The following is a 19,394-nucleotide window of genomic DNA, read 5'->3' as shown; positions in this document are numbered from 1 at the left end:
GGCGCGCCATAGGGCCGGAAGTCCCTGAGCCGCACCGCCGTTGGTCCGCGCGGCGGGCGGGGGCGTAGAGCCGCGTATTCCGGGCAGTACCTCTTATCCCCAGCCGGTTGATCCTCAGCCGGTCGGTCCCTGGAAGGTTCGCGTTGGACGGCTGATCCAGCCGGTGGCGGAAGGCAGTGAAGCTCATGTTTCCCGGGTTCCGGTCGCAGTGGCCGATCACCACAGATCTCGCCGTGCTGCGGGCGCGGGTCCACGCCTTCGGCGCCGGAGCCGGCCTGCGCGGGCAGAGGCTCCAGGACCTGGCGATCGCCGCCCATGAGGCGGCCACCAACGTGCTGCGTCACGGCGGCGGCCGGGGCACCCTGATCGCCTCACGCGACGCCTCCGGGGTGAGCCTGGAGGTCGTCGACGCGGCCGGGGCCCTGACCGAGGCGCACCTGGCCACCGTGCCGGACCTCGAGCACGGGGGCGGCGCCGGGTTGCTCCTGGTCCGCACCCTGTGTGACGAGGTCAGCGTGGAACGGGTCCGCGGCGCCGCCCGGCTGCGCCTGCGCATGCGCACCGCCGGTCCCCGCCCGGTGGCGAGCATGGCCCGGGAGGCGGCGTGAACCCGTGAGCCGGACCGGTGGCTATCCCCGGGCGGGCGTGGGCGCGTCTGTCACTTCCAGCCCGCGGAGAAGTTCAAGACGCGTCACGCGACCCTCGGGTTCAGCGACCGGGCGAACCTGGACGAGGGGGCGAGGTGGCCGGCCGCGTTCGCCCTGACCGAGGTGACGCCCGAGGTGGAGGCCAGGATCGGGGCGCTGGTGAAGCAGGCGGTGAGCTGACGGACGCGCCACCTGCTGACCCGACCCGATCCCCGGCCGTGCCCTGATCGTGATCACGATGCTGCAGGCTCGCGGTCCATGAGGAAAGTCATGATCACGGCGCTGGTGGCCTGCGGTTGCCTGCTGGCGGGAGCCGTGCCCGCCCAGGCCGCGCTCAAGGACCCCGTACGAGCGCTCAAGAGCAAGCTCACCCCCGGCCACGGCGTGCGGTTCACCGAGACGACCACGCTGGTGGGCGACGGGAAGACGAAGATCCAGAGCCGCAAGGGCACGTTCCAGTTCAACGCCAAGGGTGTGGCGGCCTCCGACATCACCGCAACGGCCAGGCACCGCCCCTCCGAGCGCACGATCAGCATCGGCAAGGTCGGCTACACCTCGGGCGGCATGTTGGCGGAACGCCTGCCGGCGGGCAAGTCCTGGCTCAAGAGCAGGGGCCTGTTCGGCGGCGGCGGCTTCTACGGCCAGGTCATCAACCCGGTCGAGCCGAAAACCCTGGCGGCGCTGGTGAAGAAGGGCAAGCTACGGAGCGGCAAGCTCACCGGGAAGATCACCTTCAAGGAGCTGGAGAAGGTGTCACCCTGGTTCGACGCCTCGATCCCGCTGCGCATGCACGACGACACGAAGGTCTCCTACACGCTCACCCTGAACTCCGCCGGGCTGGTGAGCAGGGTGACGTCGTCGTACGCGGCCACGGGCGTGTTCGACACCAACCAGCACGAAGGCAAGACCATCACGATCGACAGCCGCTTCACCGGGTGGGGCGCCAAGGTGTCCATCAAGGCGCCGCCCGCCGACAAGGTGACCACTTCGGCCGAGGACTGACCGCGGCCCGGCCGGGCCGCATCAGGTGGCGGGCCGAGTGCTCGCCGAGACGTGGGGGTTACCGACATGGACAGCAGGGAACTCGCCGAAGCGCGAAGGACCACCCGTGAGCTCGTCGGCGCGTGGGCGCGGGAGGGCAGGTTCTCGCCCTCCTGTGACGCCTGGCTGCGCGGCTACGACCTGGACTTCACCCGGGCCATGGCCGCGCGCGGCCTGATCGGGATCTCCTGGCCGGCCGAGTACGGCGGTGGCGGCGGCTCGGCGCTGACCCGGCTCGTCGTGACGGAGGAACTGCTGCGGGCGGGCGCGCCCGTCGCCGCCCACTGGATCGCGGACCGCCAGATCGGGCCGTCCATCGTGCGGCACGGCAGCGCCGCCGCCAAGGCGAGGTTCCTGCCCGCCATCGCGTCCGGCGAGGTCACCTTCTGCCTCGGCATGAGCGAACCGGACTCGGGCTCCGACCTGGCCTCGGTCCGCACCGCGGCGACCCGGGCCGAGGGCGGCTGGCTCGTCACCGGCAGGAAGATCTGGACCAGCCACGCGCACCGGTCGACGCACGCCTACGTGCTCGCCCGCACCGGCAGGGGGGACAGGAAGCACGAAGGGCTCACCGAGTTCATCGTCGACATGGCCGCCCCCGGCGTCGACGTGCGGCCGATCCACGACCTGGCCGGTGAGCACCACTTCAACGAGGTCACCTTCGACGCCGTCTTCGTCCCCGACGAGCACGTGCTCGGAGCCGTCGGCGACGGGTGGAAGCAGGTCACCGAGCAGCTCGCGCTGGAGCGCGGCGGCATCGAGCGGGTGCTGAGCACCTACCCGCTGCTCACCGCCACGATCGAGGCGGTGGCGGCGGGCGGCGGGGCCGACGACGGGGCGGCTGAACGGACCGGCGAGGTGCTGGCCAGGCTGGCGACGCTGCGCGCGATGGCGTTCGACGTGGCCGGCGCGATGGACGCGGGCCGGGCACCGGTCCACGAGGCGGCCATGCTGAAGGACCTCGGCACCACGCTCGAACGCGACGTCAACGAGCTGGCCAGGACCCTGCTCGACACCGAGGTCGACCCCGGCGCGGCGGGCGCCGAAGGACTCCTGGCCGAGGGCATCCTGGCCGCGCCCGGGTTCACCGTCCGCGGCGGCACCACCGAGGTGCTGCGCACCGTCATCTCGCGCGGCGCCGTCGCCGGGGGCGGACGGCAGGACGAGTCCGACCTGGGCGCGGTGGTCGACCAGGTCCTCGCCGGCCACGGCGGCGAGCCGGGCGACGACCTGCCCGGGATCTGGGACACCGTGCGGGAGCTCGGCTGGACGGCCGTCGGCGTCGACGAGGCGCACGGCGGCGAGGGCGGCGACCTGCGCGACGTGGTGACGATCGTCGCAGGGCTCGGCCGGCATCACGTGTCCGTCCCGGTCGCCGAGACCGTCCTGGCCCGGCGCGCCATGGCCGCGGCCGGACACGACACCGGACACGACACCGGACACGACACCGGACACGACACCGGACACGACGCGGGGAGCGGGGTCGTCACCGTGGCTCTGCCCCGGCGCGGCGAGAGCGTCCGTCTCTCAGCCGACGGCCGGCTGTACGGGACCGTCACGAAGGTGCCCTGGGGCAGGCACGCCGGGCGGGTGGTGGTGCCGGCCATCCTGGACTCGGGCGTTCAGGAGCTCGCCGAGGTCCGCGCCGGCGCGGCGGGGCTGAGCTGGGACGGGGGAACGAACCTGGCGGGCGAGCCGCGTGACACCCTGCGCCTGGACGGGACCCCCGCCACCCCGCTCGGCGGGCCGGGCGACCTGCTCGCCGAGGCCGCGCTGCTGCGGGCCGCCGCCGTGACCGGCGCCCTGCTCACCGCCCTCGACCGGACCGTCGCGCACGTGACGGTGCGCGAGCAGTTCGGCAGGCCGCTGATCGCGTTCCAGGCCGTGGCGAGCCTGGTGGCGGCCCTGGCCTCCGAGGCGGAGTCCGCCCGCGTCGCCGTGCGGCGCGCCACCGGGGCGCTGGCCGCAGGGCACGCCGACGCCTGGGCCAGGGTCGCCGCGGCGCGCGTCGTCACCGGCCGGGCCGCCACCGAGGGCGCGCGCGTGGCCCACCAGGCGCACGCGGCGATGGGGATCACCCGCGAGCACCCCCTGCACCTGGCCACCCGGCGGCTGTGGGCGTGGCGCGACGAGTTCGGCACCGCCCGCTGGTGGGCCGGGCGGCTGGGCCGCGCCTTCATCGAGCGCGGACCCGACGAGCTGTGGCGATGGATCACCGAGGACGCGTCGTGATCACCGAGGCGGTCACCGCCCGCGCGGGGGAGCGGTGGAGTCGCGGATGACGAGCTGGGCGCCCACCCGGTAGGCCCGGCCGTTGCGCGTCTCTTGCGCGCCGTCCTGGGACCCGCCGGCGTGCTTCATCTGCTGCAGCAGGAGGTTCATGGCCAGCTCGCCCAGCTCTCTGGCGCCGTTGTCGACCACCGTGATCGCGGGGGACCAGTGGCGCAGCCACGAGATGTCCTCGTGGCACACCAGCGACAGGTCGCCGGGGACGGAGACCCCCGTGCTCGCCAGCGTGGGCAGGATGCCGAACACGGCCTCGTGGTTGGCGGCGAACAGCGCCGTCATGCGCGGCTCGCGCCGCAGCAGCCGGGCGATGGCCTCGGTGCCGAAGTCGGGGGCGAAGGGGCCGCGCTCGATCAGCGACTCGTCCGCCTCCAGGCCGCGCTCGCGCAGCGCCTGCTCGTACCCGGCGAAGCGTTCGCGGCCCGAGTCGGCCGTCAGCTCGCCGCCGATGAAGCCGATGCGCTGGTGGCCGAGGTCGAGCAGGTGGGCGGTGGCGGCGTGGGCGCCCTCCCGGTCGGCGGCGAGCACGGAGGGGGCGGCGCTGTCGGCCGGCCGTCGTATCACGTTGACCACGCCCGTGCCTTCGGCGAGCAGGGCGTTGGTGGTCGCGCCGTTCTTGCCGGTGCCGATCACGATGAGGCCGTCCACGCCGTGCTCGGCCAGGGTGCGCAGGAACGTCTTCTCCCGCGCCGGATCTGCGCCGGTGATGCCCAGCAGCACCTGGTAGCCCTCGTCGGCGGCGCGGCGCTGGACCACCTCGGCGATGGTGTGGAAGGACGCGTTGATGAGGTTGTTGAGCACCAGGCCCACCAGGTGGGAGTGCCGCGAGCGCAGCGCGCCGGCCAGCCGGTTGGGCTGGTAGTTGAGCCGGGCCGCCGCCTGCTCGACGGCCGCTCGGGTCTCGGCGGAGATCAGCGGGGAGCCGCTGAGGGCGCGTGAGGCGGTGCTGCGGGACACTCCGGCCTCCGCGGCGACCTCCTTCAGTCCGATCCGCATCGTCCTCCCTGCCTGACATGGATCTATGGGATCGATCCCATTATGCACTGGGATCATCTCAGATGATCGCCGATCAGTCGATGTAACAGGGAGATTAAATGGGTAAAAACCCGATTTTTCCCTTGACCGGAATCGTGGGAATGCTACAACCTTGTGCAATCGATCCCAATCCAACCCACTAGAGGTCGAGAACCGCATGGACCGCGACGACGTCACCTGGCACGGCTACTGGCCGGCCGCCCCCACTCCGTTCACCGCAGACGGGCTCCTCGACGAGGAGGCCTGGCGCGCGCTCTTGCGCCTCTACGCCGAGCAGGGGGTGCACGGGGTCCTGGTCAACGGGAGCACCGGCGAGTGGTTCAGCCAGACCCCGGACGAGCGCCGCCGGGTCGTCGAGATCGCGGTGGACGAGGTGGCCGGGCGCTACCCCGTGATCGCCGGCATCACCGCCTACACCCCCGGCGAGGCGATCGGCCTGGCCCGCCACGCCGCCGCGGCCGGCGCCGACGGAGTGCTCGCCACGCCCCCGCCGTACGTGCACCCGGGACCGGACGAGATCGTCGACTACTACGACCGCATCAGCTCCGCCACCCCGCTGCCCTTCATGGTCTACAACTGGCCGCGCGGGGTCGCCGTGGACATCTCCGTCCACCAGGGCCTTGCCGAACGGCTGGCGGCGCTGGACAACGTCGTCGCCATCAAGGACAGCACCGGCGACTGGCTGCGCATGCTCGGCACCGTCGAGGCCGTCTGCGACCGGGTGCGGGTCTTCGGCAGCTTCCTGCACCGGCGCGGCCTGGCCGTGCTCATGGAGATCGGCGGCGACGGCAACATCGACGGCGGCGGCATGGGCGCCCCGTTCGCCGTCCCCTACTACGAGGCGGTCGCCAGGCGCGACAGCGACACCGCCCGCGCGTGGGCCGACCGCTACACCGCGCTGTCCTCCCGGCTGATCAACCCCGACTACAGCGGCGTGTTCGGCACCCCCATCGCCCAGCTCAAGGCCGCCATGCGCCTGCTCGGCCAGCCAGGCGGGCACGTGCGGCCGCCGCTCCTGCCGATCGAGGACGAGGCGACGCTGCGGGCGATCGACGCCGTCCTGACGGAGTCCGGCCTCAAGGCGGCTCTCGAGGCGGCTCTCGAGGCGGCTCCCGAGGCAGCTCCCGAGGCAGCTCCCGAGGCAGAGGGAGCCCGGGGATGAGCGCCCCGGTCACCGCGGCGAGCCGGCCGCGCACGGTCACGATCGAGGTGAACGGCCGGCAGGTGAGCGTCGTCGAGGGCGTCAGCCTGGCGGCCGCGCTCGTCGGCGACCGTACCTGGACCTTCCGCCGCAACCCGGTCAGCGAAGAGCCGCGCGGCCCGTTCTGCGGCATGGGGGTCTGCCTCGAATGCGAGGTCACGGTCGACGGACGCCCCGGCGTGCGGGCCTGCCTGACCCCCGTCCGTCCCGGCATGCGCGTCCGCACGGCCGGCGCGGGGGAGGGGCCATGAGCCTTCCGGAGGAGCGGGACGTCGTGATCGTCGGCGGCGGCCCCGCCGGCCTCGCCGCCGCGCGCCGGCTGGCGACGGCCGGACTGAGCGTCACCGTCGTCGACGAGCAGCCGGAGCTGGGCGGCCAGTACTTCCGGCGCCCGGCCCCCGAGGTCGCCCGCGTCTGGGGCGACCACCGCCCGGAGGGCCGGCGCCTGATCGACGCCGTGCGGGCGGCGGGCGTCGAGTGCCGGACCGGCCACCTGGTCTGGGGCGTCGACGACGACGGGCGCACGCTGCTCGTCTCCGACCCCGCCGAGCGCCCCGTGCGCCTGCGCGGCCGCTATCTGATCGTCGCCACCGGCGCGTACGAGCGGCCCTTCCCCTTCCCCGGCTGGCAGCTGCCCGGCGTGACCACCCCCGGCTTCGCCCAGCACCTGGCCGCCGCCGACCACACGCCGGTCGGCGAGCGCGTCGTGCTGGCCGGCTCTGGACCGTTCCTGCTGCCGGTCGCCTGCTCGCTGCTGGCCCTCGGTGTCACGGTCGCCGGGATCGCCGAGGCCGGTCGGCCGTACCGGCCCAGCCTGCGCGCGCTCGGCGCCGTACGGCATCCCGCCCGGCTGCGTGAGCTGGCCGGGTACGCCGCGCGCCTGGCGCGGGCACGGGTGCCGATCTGGCAGGACACGGTGGTCGTGCGCGCCGACGGGCGGGACCGTGTCACCTCCGTGACGCTGGCCGCCGCCACCGCCCCGACGCGCCCGGTGCGCACGGTCGCCGTGGACGCGCTCTGCGTCGGGTACGGCTTCCGCCCCCAGGCCGACCTGGCCAGGATGCTCGGCTGCGCGGTGCGCACCGACCCCGCGACCGGGGACGCGACACCGGTGCTCACCGCCTCCGGCCGTTCCTCGCGCGCCGACGTGTACGTCATCGGCGAGGCGGCGGGCATCGGCGGCGCGCCCACCGCGGCGGTCAGGGGCCTGTCCGCCGCGCTCGACATCCTCGGCCGCGAGGGACACCGCCCGCGCCCCGGCGAGCTGCGCGGGCTGGCGGCCGAGGGCCGGCGTCTGGAACGGTTCAAGAGCCTGACCGACGCGCTCTACCCGACCCCGGCCGACCTGGCCGGGCTGCTGCGCCCCGCGCTGCCGGACGCCGCCACGCTCTGCCGCTGCGAGGCGATCACCGCGGGAGAGGTCCGCCGGACCGCCGGGACCGCCGCCGGCGACGTCAACGCCACCAAGGCGTGGACCCGCGCGGGCATGGGACCGTGCCAGGGCCGCGAGTGCGGCTTCGCCGTCTCCGCGGTGGCCCGTACCTCCGCCGACGTCTTCCCTTCCCGCCTCCCGGTCCGGCCCGTGGCGGTGGCCACGCTGCTGGAGATGGCCGGCGAAGGGGGGCCGGCATGACGACCGCGGACGTGGTGATCATCGGCGCCGGGGTGCTCGGCGCGTCGGCGGCCAGCCGGCTCGCCCGCGACGGCCACCGGGTCGTGGTGCTGGAACGCGGCGCGCCCGGCCGGGAGGGCTCGGGCACCACCGCGGGCAACCTGCACGTGCAGGCGGTTCACACCCGCCGGCCCGGCCAGGCCGTCCCCCTGGACAGCGCGCGCTTCGCGCCGCTGCAGCGCGCCGCGAGCGACCTGTGGGAGGACGTCGAGGACGACCTCGACGCCTCGGTCGAGCTGCGCCGCAGCGGCGGCTTCACCGTCGCCGAGACCCCCGAGCAGGTACGGGAGCTGCACGAGAAGCAGGTCTGGGAGAACGCGGTGGGGATCACGACCGAGGTCCTCGACGGCGACGCGGCCCGCGAGGCGCTGCCTCAGCTCGGGCCGACCGTCGCCGCCGCCACCTGGTGCCGCCACGACGGCTACGCCAACCCGCTGAAGGTCACCCCGGCCTACCTGGCCGACGCGGTGCGGCACGGCGCCGAACTGGTGCCGTTCGCGCCGGTGACACAAATCACTCGCGACGGCGGAGCCTGGCGGGTGACGGCCAGGACGCGAGAGGTCCGGGCGCCGGTGGTGATCGACGTGGCCGGGCCGTGGCTGCACCGGATCGCCGCCCTGGCCGGGGTCAGGCTCGACATGTCCCCGGTGGCGATCCAGATGCACGCCACCGTGCGCTGCTCCGACGGGCTGCCGCACCTGGTCCAGCACATCGGCGAGGGCCTGTCTGTCAAGCAGGTCAGCGCGGGTAACCTGCTGGTGGGCGGCGGCTGGCCGGCCCGGCGGCTGGACCTCGACGGCCGCAGCGACGCGGGCGTCGACAGCATGGTGGGCAACATGGCGCTCGCCGTGCGGATCCTGCCGTTCGTCCGCCGGCTGAGACTGCTGCGGGCCTGGGCGGGACCGCTCGCGGCCACCCCCGACGAGATGCCGGTGATCGGCGAGGTGCCGGGCAGCCCCGGGTTCTTCGTCGCGGGCGGCACCTACGCGTTCACCTTCGCCCCCCTGTGGGCCGAGACCCTGCGCTGCCTCGTGGCCGGCGCGAAGCCCCCCGTGGACATCTCCGACCTGGGTCCGGAGCGGCTCATGCAAGACCTCCCCGAGAAGAAGAGATGAGGAGAGAAGCGGTGACAGCGATAGACGGGCGACCGCCCGCGGCCGAACCGGTGTGGCTGGCCGGCGGCCACGTCGTGGACGTGCGGTCCGGGTCGATCCGGCGTGACACGAACGTGGTCGTGCGCGACGGGCGGATCGAACGGATCACCGCCGACGCGCCGCCCCCCGGGGCGCGCACGGTGCGGCTCGGTGGCCGCTACCTGCTGCCGGGACTGATCTCGGTGCACTCCCACCTGTCGATCGTCTATCCGTTCTCGGACATCGACGAGGCGGAGGACTCCGGCCTCACGGCGCTGCGCGCCCTGTCCCGGGCACGCGACGCGCTGTACGCGGGCGTCACCACCATCCGGTCGGTGCACGAGCAGAACCGCGCCGACCTCCTCATCCGCACGGCCGCCGGCCAGGGCTGGGTGGAGGCGCCGCGGATCGTGGGCGCCGGCCGGGCGATCTCCACGACGGGCGGGCACGGGCAGGGCAGCGGCTGCGCCTACGCCGACGGCTACGACGCCTTCCTGCGGGCCGCCCGCACGGAGCTGGCCGCGGGCGCCGACCTGATCAAGATCTTCATCACCGGCGGCATCGCCCACCAGGGCGAGTCGTTCACCGGCGCGCAGATGACCATCGACGAGATGCGCGCCGTGGTCCGCGCCGCCGAGGAGCACAACACGTACGTGACGGCGCACGCCGGCGCGGGCTCGGCCATCCGCGAGGCGCTCGCCGCCGGGGTGCGCGGCTACGAGCACGCCTACGACCTCGACGAGGCCACCGCCAGGCAGATGGCCGACCAGCGGGTCTACCTGACGCCGACGCTGTGCGTGACCCGCTGCCCCGAGTGGATGGCCGAGCACTCCTTCACCCCCTGGCAGATCGAGCGGGCGCTGGAGGTCGGCCCCGGCCACCTCGCCAGCATCCGCACCGCCATCGCGGCCGGCGTCGCCGACCCGGACGACCCGGAGAAGCCCGGGATCACGTTCCTGGCCGGCACCGACTACCCGCCGGGCGAGCCGATCGAGGACACGGTGGTCGCCGTACGGGAGATGGAGTTCCTGGCCGAGGCCGGGCTCAGCACCGAGCAGGCGCTGCGCTCGGGCACCCTCGACGCGGCCCGCCTGACCGGCCTGGAAGGACAGGCCGGCGAGGTCGAGGAGGGCTACCTCGCCGACCTGATCGTCACCGAGCGCGACCCGCTGAGCGACCTGTCGTCGCTGCGCCGGATCGCCTTCGTCATGCAGGCCGGGCGGATCGTCCGCGACGACCTGCCCGCCGTACCCGAGACCCCCGCCGTACCCGAGACCCACGCCACGGAGGGCGCACAGTGAGCCAGGACTCCGGCCGCACCCGCTTCGCCGTCGACATCGGAGGCACGTTCGTCGACGCCATCTCCTACAACGACACCACCGGCGAACTGCGGCTGCACAAGGCCTCCACCACCCCGGGCGCCCCGGCGCGCGGCGTGCTGGACGCGGTCGGCGGGCTCGCCGACCGGCTGGACGACGTGGAGGCGTTCGTCCACGGCACCACGCTGGGCCTGAACGCGATCCTGCAGCGGCGCGGCGCCGATGTCGGGATCATCACCAACGAGGGCTTCCGCGACCTGCTGGAGATCGCCCGCGCCAACGTTCCCGGCCAGCACATGTACGACTTCTCCTACGCCCCGCCGCCGCCCCTCGTCCCCCGCCGGCACCGCACCGGCGTGCCCGGCCGCATCGACGCCCAGGGCACGGTGATCGAGCCGCTGGACGAGGACGCGGTGCGCGAGGCCGGACGGCTGCTGGTGGAGGAGCACGGCCTGCGCTCGCTGGCCATCTGCTTCCTGCACTCCTACGCCAACCCCGAGCACGAGCGGCTGGCGGCGCGCATCCTGCGCGAGGCGTACCCGGACGTGTCGATCTCGACCTCCACCGACATCACCCGGGAGTACCGCGAGTACGAGCGGACCAGCACGGTCACCCTCGACGCCTACATCCGGCCGGTGCTGAACGACTACATCGCCACGCTGGAGTCGCGGCTCAACGACGCCGGGCTGACCCACCCGCTGCACATCATGCGCTCCGGCGGCGGCGCGATGACCTCCGAGCTGGCCAGGCAGGCGCCGCTGATGACGGTGCTGTCCGGACCGGCGGGCGGCGTCGTCGGCGCCTCGTTCCTGGCCCGCGAGCAGAACCTGGCCAAGGTGATCACGTTCGACGTGGGCGGCACCAGCCTGGACTGCTGCGTGATCGAGGACGGCGAGCCGGGCGAGGTGCACGAGGCCGGCATCGACGGATTCCCGCTGCTCATCCCCATCTTCGACATCCGCACCGTGGGCGCGGGCGGCGGCTCGATCGCCTGGATCGACGAGGGCCTGCTGAAGGTCGGCCCGCACAGCGCGGGCGCGGTGCCCGGCCCGGTGGCCTACCGCGCGGGCGGCACCGAGCCGACCGTGACCGACGTAGCGCTCGTCCTGGGCTACCTGGACCCGTCGGGGTTCCTGGACGGCGACATGACGATCGACGCGGACGCCGCCCGCGACGCCGTGGCGGCCAAGCTGGCCGAGCCCCTCGGCGTCGACGTGACCCGGGCCGCGGCGAGCGTCTTCCAGGTCCTGCTGGCCCGCACGGTGGGCGCGCTGCGCGAGATCACCGTGGAGCGGGCGCTGGACCCGCGGGAGTTCGCGCTGCTCGCCTTCGGCGGGGCGGGGCCGCTGCTGGCGCCCATGCTGGCCCGCGAGATGGGCATCGCCACCACGATCGTGCCGCAGGTCCCGGCGGCGTTCTCCGCCTTCGGCATGCTGATGTCGGACCTGGAGTACGAGTTCGCCACCACGGTCCTGCGCCCGCTCAGCGACGAGACGCTGGCCGGTCTGGAGGGCGCGTTCGCCGAGCTGGAGGCGCAGGGCGAGGAGGTGCTGTCCGCCCAGGGCGTCAAGCCCGAGGACCGCACCCTGGTCCGCCGCCTGGACGTGCGCTACCACGGCCAGGAGCACAGCCTGGGCATCGACCTGGTGCCCGGCGACACCGCCGCCACCGTGCTGGCCCGCTTCAGCGAGCAGCACGAGGCCCGCTACGGCCACGCGATGCCGGAGCCGGGCCAGATCCTCACGCTACGGGTGCGCGCGGTCGGCCGGCTGGCCAAGCCGGGACTGCGCGAGCTGCCGCCGGCGGACACCGCCGCCCCTGAGCCGATCGGCGAGCGCCCCGCGTTCGACGTCGCCACGGGCGAGACGGTCGCCTTCCCGGTGTACGCGCGAGGCAGCCTGGGCGCCGGCCACGAGGTGAGCGGGCCGGCCATCGTGGAGGAAGGCACCTCCACCACGGTCATCTTCGGAGACCAGCAGCTCACCGTCGACCGATACGGGCAACTGGTGATCACGGGAGGCCAGGCATGAGCACGGGCGAGCGGCTGGACGGCGCCACCGTCGAGGTGATCAGGAACTACCTGGTCTCGGTGGGCGAGCAGATGCGCCGCACCCTGGTCAGGGCGGCGTTCAACCCGGTCATCTACGAGGTGCTGGACTTCGGCATCTCCATCTACAACGCCGACCTCGACCTGACCGCCGAGGCGGCCGGCATCACCTCGTTCCTGGGCGCCAACGACTACGCCATCGTCAAGGGCGTGGAGTACGTCGGCCGCGAGAACCTCGCGCCGGGTGACGTCTACCTGCTGAACTATCCGTACTGGAGCGGCGCGCACTCCTACGACGCGATGCTGTTCGCGCCGGTGTTCCGGGACGGGCACGACGGCCCCGCGGCCTACCTGGCGGTCCGCGCCCACTGGATGGACCTGGGCGCCAAGGCCCCCGGCTACGTCCTGGACTCGACCGACATGCACCAGGAAGGCCTGATCTTCCCCGGTACGAAGATCGTCAGCCGGGGCGAGCCGGTGCGGGACATCATCGAGCTGATCCGGTTCAACTCCCGGCTGCCCGACCTGACCATCGGCGACTTCCACGCCCAGCTCGCGGCCCTGCGCACCGGCGAGAACCGGCTGGCCCAGGTGTGGGAGAAGTTCGGCGGCGAGACCGTGGACCAGGCCATCCGGCAGCTCATCGAGCACGGCGAGCGGGTCGCCCGCAAGGCCGTCGCCGCGCTGCCCGACGGCTCGTGGACCGCGGTGGACTACTGCGACGACGACGGCATCACCGACGACCTGATCCGGATGGAAGTCAAGGTCACCATCGAGGGCGACCACATGGAGGTCGACTTCAACGGCTCCGACGGCGCCGTGCTGGGCCCGGTCAACCTGCCCATCGGCGCCACCGAGAGCCTGGCCAAGGCCACGTTCAAGGAGCTGACCAGCGCGAACGAGCCGTCCAACGCCGGCCACTACCGGGCGCTGTCCGTCAAGGCCGACCCGGGCAACTTCTTCAACGCCCAGTACCCGGTGGCGACGTTCACCCAGTGGAGCGCCATCGTCGCCTTCGAGCTGATGCACAAGGCGCTGGCGCAGGTGCTCGACACCATCCCGGCCTCCTCCGGCGGCGACGAGCCGGGGTTCATGGCGCTCGGCCACGACCCGCGCACCGGCACCGACTTCGTCATCAGCAACAACGAGGGCATCGGCTGGGGCGCGCGCAAGGACCGCGACGGCGCCAACGCCCAGCAGCACCCCTCGCAGAGCGTGGTCCGCAACACCCCGATCGAGGTGCTGGAGCACAAGTCGACCGTGTTCCACGAGCGGCTGGAGCTGATCCCCGACTCCTGCGGGGCGGGCCGCTTCCGCGGCGGCGTCGGCGTGCTGCGGCAGGTCCGCTACCTCGCCGACGGCGAGGTGCTGTCGATGAAGAAGAAGAGCAAGACCCGCCCCTGGGCGCTGGACGGCGGCCACGAGCCCGAGCCCAGCGAGATGGTGCTCTGGCCGGGCACCGACCGCGAGAAGCGGGTCGGCATGTACCGGGCGGCGATGCGGGCGGGGGACCGCTTCGTCAACCGCACGGCGGGCGGCGGCGGCTACGGCGACCCGCTCGACCGCGACCCGGCCGCCGTGGTCGCCGACGTGCTCGACGGCTACGTCAGCGCGGAGGCGGCGGAGCGGGTCTACGGCGTCGTCGTCGAGGACTCCGGGGAGTGGCGGCCCACGCCCGCCCGGCAGTCGCGATCGGCCGCCTCCGGTTCCTGAACACGCCGGGGACACGGCACCTGGGCCGTGACCGGGAGCAGGCGTGCGCCGCAACGGCGCACTCACGAAGGGTAGAAGATCCATGCACCACCCCATCCCCCCGTCCGCGGGGCGACCCCGCCGGGTCCGTCCCCTGCGCCTGGCCGCGGCCGCCCTGGCCGCCTCCCTCGCCCTCGCGGCGTGCGGGGGCGGCGGCTCCGCCGGAGCCGGCGGCTCCACCGGCTCCGACGCGCGCAAGCAGACGCTGATCATCGCCGAGAACGAGCCGCCGGCGACCTTCGACCCCGTCCAGGCGGACAACTCCACCGTGGACGAGGTGGTCATCCCCGCCTACGACACGCTGCTGCGGTACGAGGGCAGCGAGCTGAAGCCGTCCGTCGCCACCGAGTGGACGTTCAGCGAGGACGGCAAGTCGCTCGACGTCACGCTGCGCGACGACGTCACCTTCCACGACGGCACCAAGCTCACGGCCGCCGACGTGAAGTACACCCTGGACCGCGTCGCCCGGCTCGGCATCGGCGTCGCGTCCCTGGTGAGCGCCTACGACTCCACCGAGGTCGTGGACGACACCCACGCGACCATCAGGCTGAAGCGGCCCTACGCCCCGTTCGCCTCCGCGCTCACCCGCGTCTACCTGCTCAACTCCAAGCTCGTGACGGCCAACGCCGGCGACGACGACGGGCAGAAGTGGCTGGCCTCCAACGACGCCGGGTCCGGCCCGTACAAGCTGACCGGCTACACCTCCAACCAGGAGGCGCGCTTCACCCGCCACGACGGCTACTGGGGCGGGTTCACCAACCAGGCCAAGGACGTGGTGTTCCGCTACCTCCCGCAGGCCGCCACCCAGAAGACGGCGCTGACCTCGGGCGACGTCGACATCGCGATGGACATCGCGCCCACCGACTGGGCCTCGATGGAGAGCTCCGGCTACACGGTCGACAAGGCCGACACCAACGTGCAGCTGTACGTCTTCGCCAAGATGAAGGACTCCCCGCTGTCGAACCCGAAGCTGCGTGAGGCCATCTCCTACGCCTACGACTACGACCAGCACATCAGCGCCATCCTCAAGGGCGCGGGCAAGAAGGCGGTCGGGCCGCTGCCCGGCGGCATGAGCTGCTTCGACGAGACGACCCCGCAGCCCGGCAGGGACGTGGCCAAGGCCAAGCAGCTCCTCGCCGAGGCCGGGCTGAGCAACGTCACGCTCACCATGTCGTACCTCAAGGCCACCGCCGAGATGGAGCAGGCCGCCACGCTGCTGCAGTCGAACCTGTCCGAGATCGGCGTCAAGCTGAACCTCGAGGCCATCACCTACCCGCAGTACGTGGACCGGCTGAAGACCAACGAGACCACGCCCGACCTCGGCATGATCTACGGCTTCCCGGCCTACCCGGACCCAGACGCGGTGCTGTACGTGCAGTTCCACTCCTCGTTCATCAACAACGGCCAGAACAGCGGCGGCTACGACAACCCCGAGGTGGACAAGCTCGTCGAGCAGGGCCAGCAGGCGACCGACGAGGCCGAGCGGTGCGCCGCGTACGCCAAGGCCCAGCACCTCATCGCCGGTGACCACTACGCGCTCAACCTGGCCAACTCGCAGTACGTGACGGTGCTGCGCCAGGGCCTGACCGGCTACACCTACCAGCCGGCCCACCACCAGACCGTGGACGTCTACAAGGTCCAGGTCGGCTGAGCCGACGCACGAGGAGGGACCCCCGCATGGCCCGTCTGCTGCTCCGGCGGCTCACCACGAGCGTCGTCGTGCTGCTCGGCCTTGCCGTCGTCACGTTCCTGATGACCCAGGTGCTGCCCGGCGACCCCGCCCGGGCGGCGGCGGGGCGCAACGCGACGGCGGAGCAGGTGGCCGTCGTCGCCGCCCGGCTGGGCCTGGACCAGCCGCTGTGGGACCAGTTCCTGGCCTACATGGGGCGGCTGTTCCAGGGAGATCTCGGGACGTCGGTGTTCACCCAGCGCCCGGTGCTGGAGGATGTCGCGGCCATGCTGCCCTCCTCGGTGGAGCTGGTCCTCGCCGCCATGGTGATCAACGTCATGGTGGCGGTCCCCCTGGGCACCTACGCCGCCTGGCGGAACGGCCGGGCGGCGGACGCCGCCGCCCGGCTGATCACCCTGCTGGGCGCGGCCATGCCGGTGTTCTGGCTCGGCCTGATGCTCCAGCTGCTGTTCGCCGCCGAACTCAGGGTGCTGCCCCTCACGGGGCAGCTCTCCTTCGGCCGGCAGGTCCCGTCCATCACCGGGATGACCTCGGTGGACGCGCTGCTCAGCGGCGACCTGGCGGCCTTCGGCGACGCCGTCTCGCACCTGGTGCTGCCGGCGATCACGCTCGCCGCGTCGTTCGTCGCGGTGGTGGCCAGGACCGTGCGCTCCTCGATGCTCACCGCGCTGAGCTCCGACTACATCGCGCTGGCCCGGGCCACCGGCGCGTCGGAGTTCCGCGTGGTGGTGCGGCACGGGCTGCGCAACGCGCTGGTGCCCGCCAGCACCATCCTCGGCATGCAGCTCGGCTGGATGCTCGGCTCCACCGTCCTGGTCGAGTCCGTCTTCGGCAGGACCGGCATCGGCGCCTACGCGGTGACCGCGGTCCTGCAGAACGACCTGTACGCCGTGATCGGCACGGTTCTCGTGATCGGAGTGGTCTTCGTGCTGGCGAACATCGCCGTCGACCTCGTCCAGCTCTGGCTCAACCCGCGGCTGCGCCACACCGGCGGCCGGGGACGGCGGACGACCGCCCCCGGCGACACCGCCGACGCCGCCGCGACGGGGGTGCCGGCATGAGCGCGCGGGCCGCCGCCGGGACCCGGGCGGCGACCCGGATCCGGCAGCGCGTGCCCTTCGTGGAGGGGGTCGCCCTGGTCGTGGTGGTCGTGGTGGTCGCGATGGCGGCCGTCGGGCCGCTGGTCGCGCCGTACGACCCGTACGCGGTGGACCTCACCCGGTCGCTGCTGCCGCCCTCGGCCGAGCACTGGTTCGGCACCGACGCGAACGGCCGCGACGTGCTGAGCCGCGTCCTGCACGGCGCGCGCGTCACCCTGCCCGCGACCCTCGTCGTCATCGCCGCCTCCACGGTGATCGGCGTGCTGATCGGCACGGTCGCGGCGCTCGGCGGGAAGGTCGTCGACGAGATCCTCATGCGGATCACCGACATCGGCCTGTCGCTGCCGGCGATCATCCTGGCCCTCGGCCTGTCCGCCGCGCTCGGGCCCGGCCTGTCGTCCGCCGTCATCGCGCTGTCGATCACCTGGTGGCCCGGCTACGCGCGGCTGGCGCGCACGCTGGTCCGCGAGGTCAAGGACGCCGAGTACGTCGACGCGGCCCGCGTGCTGGGCGTGCCCCAGCCGCGGCTGATCTTCCGGCACATCCTGCCCAACGCGCTCAACACCCTCTACGTGCAGACCACCGTGGACGTCGGAGCGGTGATGCTGGTGATCTCCGGCCTGTCCTTCATCGGCGTGGGCGCCCAGGTGCCGTCGGCCGAGTGGGGCGCGATGATCGCCGGCGAGGCCAACAACCTCACCAACGCCTGGTGGGCCGTGGCCTTCCCGGGCCTGGCCCTGCTGCTGACCGCCCTGGCCTTCAACCTGGTGGGCGACTGGCTGCGGGTGCGCAACGACCCGACGATCCGCCGGGAGGCACGATGAGCCCCGATCCGCTGCTCCGCATCCGCGACCTGCGGGTGTCGTACCCGGCGCCCGGAGGGATGGCGCAGGTCGTCCACGGCGTGGACCTCGACCTCGCGCCCGGCGAGCGGGTCGCCCTGGTCGGCGAGTCGGGCTCCGGCAAGTCGGTCACGGCGCGGGCCGTGCTCCGGCTGGACCCGGACGCGCGGCTCTCCGGCCGGATCGAGCTGGAGGGCGTCGACCTGCTGGGGCTGCCGCAGCGCAGGATGCGCGCGATCCGCGGCGCCCGCGCCGGCCTGGTCTTCCAGGACCCGCTGGCCTCGCTCAACCCGGTGATGACCATCGGCCGCCAGGTCATGCAGCCGCTGATCATCCGTGGCGTGCCCAGGAAGGTGGCCCGCCGCCGCGCGGTCGAGCTGCTGGAACGGCTCGGCGTGCGGGACGCCGAGCACCGCGCCGACGACTACCCGCACCAGTTCTCCGGCGGCATGCGGCAGCGCGTGGTGATCGCCATCGCGGTCATCGCCGAGCCCGCGCTGCTCATCGCCGACGAGCCCACGACCGCGCTCGACGTGCGGGTGCAGGCCAAGGTGCTGGAACTGCTGCACGAGCTGGCCGACGAGCGCGGCATGTCGATCCTGCTGATCACCCACGACCTGGGCATCGTCGCCGGGTTCGCCGAGCGGGCGGTGGTCATGCGGCACGGGCGCGCGGTCGAGACCGGCACCGTCGACCAGATCTACAACGCGCCCGCGAACCCGTACACCAGGGCGCTGCTGGCCGCCGTCCCGCGCATCGGCGGCGACGTCACCAAGCCGCTCGCGGTCATCGCCGCCGGCGGGGGCGCGCAGGAGGAGGAGACACCGTGAGTGAGCCGCTGCTCCAGGTCAGGAACCTGGTCAAGACCTTCGGCGGGCGGCGCGTGCTGGGCGGCGTCTCCTTCGACGTGGCGCCGGGCGAGGTGCTCGGCCTGGTGGGGGAGTCCGGGTCGGGCAAGTCCACCACCGCGCGCTGCGTCACCCGGCTCACCCGCCCGGACAGCGGGCAGGTCCTCCTCGGCGGCCGTGACGTGCTGGCCGCCGGCCGGCGCGAGCTGCGGGCGCTGCGGGCGGACATGCAGATGGTCTTCCAGGACCCGTACTCGTCGCTGAACCCGCGCATGACCGTGGCGGAGCTCATCGGCGAGCCCCTGCTCGTGCACGGGCTGGAGCCGGACCGCCGGCGCCGCCGCGACCGGGCGGCGGAGCTGCTGGAGACGGTCGGCATGGCGGCCGAGCACCTGGACCGCCATCCCCGCTCCTTCTCCGGCGGGCAGCGCCAGCGCATCTCCATCGCCCGCGCCCTCGCGGTGAGCCCGCGGCTGCTCATCTGCGACGAGCCGGTCTCGTCGCTGGACGTCTCGGTCCAGGCCCAGGTGCTGAACCTGCTGCGTGACCTGCGCGAGCGGCTGGGCCTGTCGATCCTGTTCATCGCGCACGACCTGGCGGTCGTCTACTACCTGTGCGACCGGGTGGCCGTCATGCTCAACGGCGAGCTGGCCGAGATCGGCACCCGGGAGCAGATCTACGACGCGCCCTCCCACCCCTACACCCGTTCGCTGCTGGACGCCGTCCCCGTCCCGGACCCGGCCGTCGCCAGGCAGCGCCACACCACCGCATGAAGGAGCCC

Annotated in this window: 16 protein-coding genes; 15 read left to right on the top strand and 1 reads right to left on the bottom strand. The window is 73.2% G+C overall.

All coding sequences use genetic code 11. The features are described 5' to 3' along the window. The first annotated feature begins 185 nt into the window (after positions 1–185). The 3 genes from ACQEUU_RS24795 (at position 186) to ACQEUU_RS24785 (ending at position 3,920) form a co-directional block, all read left to right on the top strand. Positions 186–608 (top strand): ATP-binding protein, encoded by a 423-nt coding sequence (locus tag ACQEUU_RS24795; protein WP_433069975.1) that lies wholly within the window; start codon positions 186–188, stop codon positions 606–608. Positions 609–905: 297 nt separating this feature from the next. Further along, positions 906–1,649, top strand: a complete 744-nt coding sequence (locus tag ACQEUU_RS24790; RefSeq protein ID WP_433069972.1) for a hypothetical protein — start codon at positions 906–908, stop codon at positions 1,647–1,649. Positions 1,650–1,715: 66 nt separating this feature from the next. Continuing rightward, positions 1,716–3,920, top strand: a complete 2,205-nt coding sequence (locus tag ACQEUU_RS24785; protein WP_433069969.1) for an acyl-CoA dehydrogenase family protein — start codon at positions 1,716–1,718, stop codon at positions 3,918–3,920. A 12-nt stretch (positions 3,921–3,932) separates the two neighbouring features. On the opposite strand, the gene ACQEUU_RS24780 is transcribed toward ACQEUU_RS24785, so the two are convergent. After that, positions 3,933–4,970, bottom strand: coding sequence for a LacI family DNA-binding transcriptional regulator (locus ACQEUU_RS24780; RefSeq protein WP_433069966.1), 1,038 nt, complete (start codon positions 4,968–4,970; stop codon positions 3,933–3,935). 196 nt (positions 4,971–5,166) lie between these two features. On the opposite strand from ACQEUU_RS24780, the gene ACQEUU_RS24775 reads away from it, so the two are divergent. The 12 genes from ACQEUU_RS24775 to ACQEUU_RS24720 all read left to right on the top strand — a co-directional run bounded on the left by ACQEUU_RS24775 (position 5,167) and on the right by ACQEUU_RS24720 (position 19,386). Beyond that, positions 5,167–6,171, top strand: coding sequence for a dihydrodipicolinate synthase family protein (locus tag ACQEUU_RS24775; protein WP_433069963.1), 1,005 nt, complete (start codon positions 5,167–5,169; stop codon positions 6,169–6,171). Further along, positions 6,168–6,461, top strand: coding sequence for a (2Fe-2S)-binding protein (locus tag ACQEUU_RS24770; RefSeq protein ID WP_433069960.1), 294 nt, complete (start codon positions 6,168–6,170; stop codon positions 6,459–6,461). The genes ACQEUU_RS24775 and ACQEUU_RS24770 overlap by 4 nt, the downstream gene beginning before the upstream one ends. Beyond that, positions 6,458–7,843 (top strand): NAD(P)/FAD-dependent oxidoreductase, encoded by a 1,386-nt coding sequence (locus tag ACQEUU_RS24765; protein ID WP_433069957.1) that lies wholly within the window; start codon positions 6,458–6,460, stop codon positions 7,841–7,843. The genes ACQEUU_RS24770 and ACQEUU_RS24765 overlap by 4 nt, the downstream gene beginning before the upstream one ends. Next, positions 7,840–8,997, top strand: a complete 1,158-nt coding sequence (locus tag ACQEUU_RS24760; protein WP_433069954.1) for an NAD(P)/FAD-dependent oxidoreductase — start codon at positions 7,840–7,842, stop codon at positions 8,995–8,997. The genes ACQEUU_RS24765 and ACQEUU_RS24760 overlap by 4 nt, the downstream gene beginning before the upstream one ends. Before the next feature lie 11 nt (positions 8,998–9,008). Beyond that, positions 9,009–10,316, top strand: a complete 1,308-nt coding sequence (locus ACQEUU_RS24755) for an amidohydrolase family protein (protein WP_433069951.1) — start codon at positions 9,009–9,011, stop codon at positions 10,314–10,316. Then, positions 10,313–12,364: a hydantoinase/oxoprolinase family protein gene (locus ACQEUU_RS24750; RefSeq protein WP_433069948.1), complete on the top strand. Its 2,052-nt coding sequence runs from the start codon at positions 10,313–10,315 to the stop codon at positions 12,362–12,364. Before ACQEUU_RS24755 ends, ACQEUU_RS24750 begins: the two co-directional genes overlap by 4 nt. After that, positions 12,361–14,094 (top strand): hydantoinase B/oxoprolinase family protein, encoded by a 1,734-nt coding sequence (locus tag ACQEUU_RS24745; RefSeq protein ID WP_433069945.1) that lies wholly within the window; start codon positions 12,361–12,363, stop codon positions 14,092–14,094. The genes ACQEUU_RS24750 and ACQEUU_RS24745 overlap by 4 nt, the downstream gene beginning before the upstream one ends. An 82-nt stretch (positions 14,095–14,176) precedes the next feature. Then, positions 14,177–15,784, top strand: coding sequence for an ABC transporter substrate-binding protein (locus tag ACQEUU_RS24740; protein ID WP_433069942.1), 1,608 nt, complete (start codon positions 14,177–14,179; stop codon positions 15,782–15,784). A 26-nt stretch (positions 15,785–15,810) separates the two neighbouring features. After that, positions 15,811–16,884, top strand: coding sequence for an ABC transporter permease (locus ACQEUU_RS24735; protein WP_433069939.1), 1,074 nt, complete (start codon positions 15,811–15,813; stop codon positions 16,882–16,884). Beyond that, entirely contained in the window at positions 16,881–17,747 is an 867-nt protein-coding gene (locus ACQEUU_RS24730; protein WP_433069936.1) for an ABC transporter permease, read from the top strand. Before ACQEUU_RS24735 ends, ACQEUU_RS24730 begins: the two co-directional genes overlap by 4 nt. Continuing rightward, positions 17,744–18,595 carry an ABC transporter ATP-binding protein gene (locus ACQEUU_RS24725; RefSeq protein ID WP_433069933.1) on the top strand — a complete coding sequence of 284 codons (852 nt, stop codon included), beginning with the start codon at positions 17,744–17,746 and terminating at the stop codon, positions 18,593–18,595. Before ACQEUU_RS24730 ends, ACQEUU_RS24725 begins: the two co-directional genes overlap by 4 nt. Continuing rightward, a complete protein-coding gene (locus ACQEUU_RS24720; RefSeq protein WP_433069930.1) occupies positions 18,592–19,386 on the top strand; it encodes an ATP-binding cassette domain-containing protein in 795 nt (264 codons plus the stop codon). Before ACQEUU_RS24725 ends, ACQEUU_RS24720 begins: the two co-directional genes overlap by 4 nt. Positions 19,387–19,394 lie beyond the last annotated feature (8 nt).

The sequence above is a fragment of the Nonomuraea sp. CA-218870 genome (assembly GCF_050936535.1).
Classification (GTDB): Bacteria; Actinomycetota; Actinomycetes; order Streptosporangiales; family Streptosporangiaceae; genus Nonomuraea; species Nonomuraea corallina.
The sequence above is the reverse complement of the archived record's forward strand: the minus strand, read 5'-3'. Positions and strand labels throughout refer to the sequence as shown.

Bases quoted from the DNA above. Each gene is read 5' to 3' on its own strand.
- ACQEUU_RS24795 (WP_433069975.1), top strand. From the start codon at position 186: ATGTTTCCCGGGTTCCGGTCGCAGTGGCCGATCACCACAGATCTCGCC.
- ACQEUU_RS24790 (WP_433069972.1), top strand. From the start codon at position 906: ATGAGGAAAGTCATGATCACGGCGCTGGTGGCCTGCGGTTGCCTGCTG.
- ACQEUU_RS24785 (WP_433069969.1), top strand. From the start codon at position 1,716: ATGGACAGCAGGGAACTCGCCGAAGCGCGAAGGACCACCCGTGAGCTC.
- ACQEUU_RS24780 (WP_433069966.1), bottom strand. From the start codon at position 4,970: ATGCGGATCGGACTGAAGGAGGTCGCCGCGGAGGCCGGAGTGTCCCGC.
- ACQEUU_RS24775 (WP_433069963.1), top strand. From the start codon at position 5,167: ATGGACCGCGACGACGTCACCTGGCACGGCTACTGGCCGGCCGCCCCC.
- ACQEUU_RS24770 (WP_433069960.1), top strand. From the start codon at position 6,168: ATGAGCGCCCCGGTCACCGCGGCGAGCCGGCCGCGCACGGTCACGATC.
- ACQEUU_RS24765 (WP_433069957.1), top strand. From the start codon at position 6,458: ATGAGCCTTCCGGAGGAGCGGGACGTCGTGATCGTCGGCGGCGGCCCC.
- ACQEUU_RS24760 (WP_433069954.1), top strand. From the start codon at position 7,840: ATGACGACCGCGGACGTGGTGATCATCGGCGCCGGGGTGCTCGGCGCG.
- ACQEUU_RS24745 (WP_433069945.1), top strand. From the start codon at position 12,361: ATGAGCACGGGCGAGCGGCTGGACGGCGCCACCGTCGAGGTGATCAGG.
- ACQEUU_RS24740 (WP_433069942.1), top strand. From the start codon at position 14,177: ATGCACCACCCCATCCCCCCGTCCGCGGGGCGACCCCGCCGGGTCCGT.
- ACQEUU_RS24735 (WP_433069939.1), top strand. From the start codon at position 15,811: ATGGCCCGTCTGCTGCTCCGGCGGCTCACCACGAGCGTCGTCGTGCTG.
- ACQEUU_RS24730 (WP_433069936.1), top strand. From the start codon at position 16,881: ATGAGCGCGCGGGCCGCCGCCGGGACCCGGGCGGCGACCCGGATCCGG.
- ACQEUU_RS24725 (WP_433069933.1), top strand. From the start codon at position 17,744: ATGAGCCCCGATCCGCTGCTCCGCATCCGCGACCTGCGGGTGTCGTAC.